The sequence below is a fragment of the Micromonospora maritima genome (genome assembly GCF_902825405.1).
Classification (GTDB): domain Bacteria; phylum Actinomycetota; class Actinomycetes; order Mycobacteriales; family Micromonosporaceae; genus Micromonospora; species Micromonospora maritima.
In genome coordinates this window covers 1-3007 of sequence record NZ_CADEAU010000591.1, presented here as the reverse complement: position 1 = coordinate 3007, position 3007 = coordinate 1, and the positions used below count along the sequence as shown (strand labels likewise).

3 protein-coding genes are annotated in these 3007 nt (G+C 76.0%); all 3 read left to right on the top strand.

What is annotated here, in order from left to right; genetic code table 11:
* A partial coding sequence (locus HUW36_RS29595) for an MmpS family transport accessory protein (protein WP_246248388.1) occupies positions 1–644 on the top strand: 644 nt, incomplete at its 5' end.
* 31 nt (positions 645–675) lie between these two features.
* A complete protein-coding gene (locus tag HUW36_RS29590; RefSeq protein WP_174531112.1) occupies positions 676–1863 on the top strand; it encodes a pyridoxal phosphate-dependent aminotransferase in 1188 nt (395 codons plus the stop codon).
* Positions 1860–2963, top strand: a complete 1104-nt coding sequence (locus HUW36_RS29585) for a threonine aldolase family protein (protein WP_174531111.1) — start codon at positions 1860–1862, stop codon at positions 2961–2963. Before HUW36_RS29590 ends, HUW36_RS29585 begins: the two co-directional genes overlap by 4 nt.
* Positions 2964–3007 lie beyond the last annotated feature (44 nt).

The window sequence follows — 3007 nt, the reverse complement described above, 5'->3', positions numbered from 1 at the left end:
GCCCGAACCCGCCCGGCTGGCCGCCCGCCGCCTACCCGCCCGCCGCCTATCCGCCCGCCGCCTACCCACCGGCCGCCCCTCCGCCGGGGGCGTACCCACCCGGGCCGTACCCGCCGCCGTACGCGTATCCCGGCGGGGCCCCGCGCCGGTCCGGCGGCCGCTGGGCGGTCGGGTTGGTGGTCACCGTGGTGGCCGCGCTGGTGCTGGCCTTCTGCGGCTGCGTCGGCCTGGGCGTGCTCGGGGCGTTCGTGGACGACTCGACCTCGTCCGGGGAGCCCTACGGCGATCCGTACCTCGACGACCCGTACCTCGACGATCCGGACGGGATCAGCGACGAGCCGGCCCCCGCGGTGCCGGTGACCACGCCGTCAGGTGGGCCCGGGCGGTTCACCGTCGTCTACGAGGTGACCGCGGCCGGTCCGGTGGACGTGCAGTTCTACGACGCGGGCGAGAACCTGCTCCACCTCGACGACGTGGCCTCGCCCTGGCGCCTGCGGTTGACCGCGAACAACCGCGAACGGGTGCAGGTCACCGCGACCCCGGCCGGCCCCGATCCCGGCGACGTGACCTGCCGGATCACCGTCGACGGCAGGGAGGTGTACCGCGACTCCGGCCGGTGGGGTGCGACCTGCTTCGGCTGGTGACGCGTCGGCGGTGGGCCGTAGGCTGGCCGCCGTGACGACGACCGATCCGCTGGTGGCCCGGATGCGGCCGTTCGGCACCACCATCTTCGCCGAGATGTCGGCGCTGGCCGTGCGCACCGGCGCGGTCAACCTCGGGCAGGGCTTCCCGGACACCGACGGCCCGCCGGAGATGCTCGCCGCCGCCGCCGAGGCGCTGCGGGGTGGCCACAACCAGTACCCGCCGGGCCCGGGGATCCCGGCGCTGCGCGCGGCCGTCGCGGCCCACCAGCGCCGGTTCTGGGACCTGGAGTACGACCCGGACGGCGAGATCGTGGTGACCGCCGGCGCCACCGAAGCGGTCGCCGCGAGCATCCTCGCCCTCTGCGAGCCGGGTGACGAGGTGGTCTGCTTCGAGCCGTACTACGACTCGTACGCCGCCTCGATCGCGCTCGCCGGCGCGGTCCGCCGCCCGGTGACGCTGCGGCCGGGAGCCGACGGCCGGTACGGCTTCGACCCGGCCGAGCTGCGGGCGGCGTTCGGCGGGCGGACCCGGCTGGTGCTGCTGAACTCGCCGCACAACCCGACCGGCAAGGTCTTCACCGCCGACGAGCTGGCCCTGGTCGCCGCGCTGTGCCGGGAGCACGGGGTGTACGCGGTGACCGACGAGGTCTACGAACATCTCGTCTTCACCGACGCCGCCGGGCCGCACGTGCCGCTGGCCGGGTTGCCGGGCATGCGGGAACGGACGCTGCGCATCTCCTCGGCCGGCAAGACGTTCTCCTGCACCGGCTGGAAGGTCGGTTGGGTGAGCGGGCCGGCGGCGCTGGTCGCGGCGGTGCTGCGGGTGAAGCAGTTCCTCACGTTCGTCAACGCCGGCCCGCTCCAGCCGGCCGTGGCGGTGGCCCTCGGCCTGCCCGACGCCTACTTCACCGGGTTCCGGGACGACCTGCAACGCCGGCGGGACCAGTTGGTCGCCGGGCTCGCCGACGCCGGTTTCGGTGTGCTCGCGCCCGAGGGGACCTACTTCGTCACCGCCGACGTCGGTCCGCTCGGCGGTCGGGACGGGGTGGAGTTCTGCCGGTCCCTGCCGGAACGCTGCGGCGTGGTGGGGGTGCCGACGCAGGTCTTCTACGACGACGCGGAGGCGGGCCGCCGGCTCGTCCGGTTCGCGTTCTGCAAGCGGCCGGAGGTGCTCGCCGAGGCGGTGACCCGGCTGCGCCGGCTCCGGGAGGACGGATGAGCGACGGCCACGCCGAGCGGCTGCGGCGGCTCGCCGCCCAGCGTGGCAGCGACACGATGCTCTCCGGCGTACGTCCGACGTCGGTGCGGGAGCAGCTCGCCGCGCTCGGGGAGGTGGCCGGTGACGACCTGCCCGACCTCTACGGCGAGGGCGGGCCGGTGGCGGAGCTGGAGCTGCGGGTCGCCGAGCTGCTCGGCGCGGAGGCGGCCGTGTTCTTCCCCTCCGGCACGATGGCGCAGCAGGTGGCGATGCGGCACGGTGCGGAGCTGACCGGCCGGGCCGGGGTCGGGCTGCACCCGCTCAGCCACCCGCTGGTGCACGAACGTGACGCGTACGCGCTGCTCGCCGGCGTCCGCGCGGTCCACACGACGACCGCTCCGCGCAATCCCACCGCCGCCGAGGTCGCCGCGCTCGACGAACCGATCGGCACGCTCCTGCTGGAGCTGCCGCTGCGGGACGCCGGGTTCGTGCTGCCGACCTGGGACGAGTTGGTCGCCGTCGTCGCGGCGGCCCGGGCCCGGGGCGCCCGGGTCCACCTCGACGGCGCCCGGCTCTGGGAGTCGACAGTCCACCTCGGCCACTCGACGGCCGAGGTCGCGGCGCTGGCCGACAGCACGTACGTCTCGTTCTACAAGTCGCTCGGCGGCCACTCCGGGGCGGCGCTGGCCGGGGACGCGGAGCTGGCCCGCTACGCCCGCGCCTGGCGGCACCGCTACGGCGGCACGCTGTTCCAGCAGTGGCCGGCGGCGCTGGCCGCGCTCGTCGGGCTGGCCCGGGAGCTGCCCGACCTGCCCGGGCACGTGGGGCACGCGAAGGTGGTGGCCGAGGCGCTGGGTGCCCTGCCCGGTGCCCGGGTGCACCCGACGCCACCGCACACCCACCAGTTCCGGTTCTGGCTGCCGCACCCGGCGGCGGCGCTGAACGCGGCGAACCTCGCGCTGGCCGAGGAGGAGCGGGCGTGGTTCGTCGGCGGCTGGCGGGACTCCGAGGTGCCCGGGCTGGCGCTGGCCGAGGTGACGGTGGCCGGTCCCGCGCGGGAGCTGGACGCCGACGCGGTGACCGAGCTGGCCGGCCGTTTCCTGCGCCGCCTGACGACCTGACCGGCGCGCCTCGACGTGGGCGGCGCTCTGTGCGCGGCCGCGCC

What these genes read in the sequence shown, in the direction of transcription:
- HUW36_RS29585 (WP_174531111.1), top strand. Translation starts at nt 1,860, where the DNA reads ATGAGCGACGGCCACGCCGAGCGGCTGCGGCGGCTCGCCGCCCAGCGT.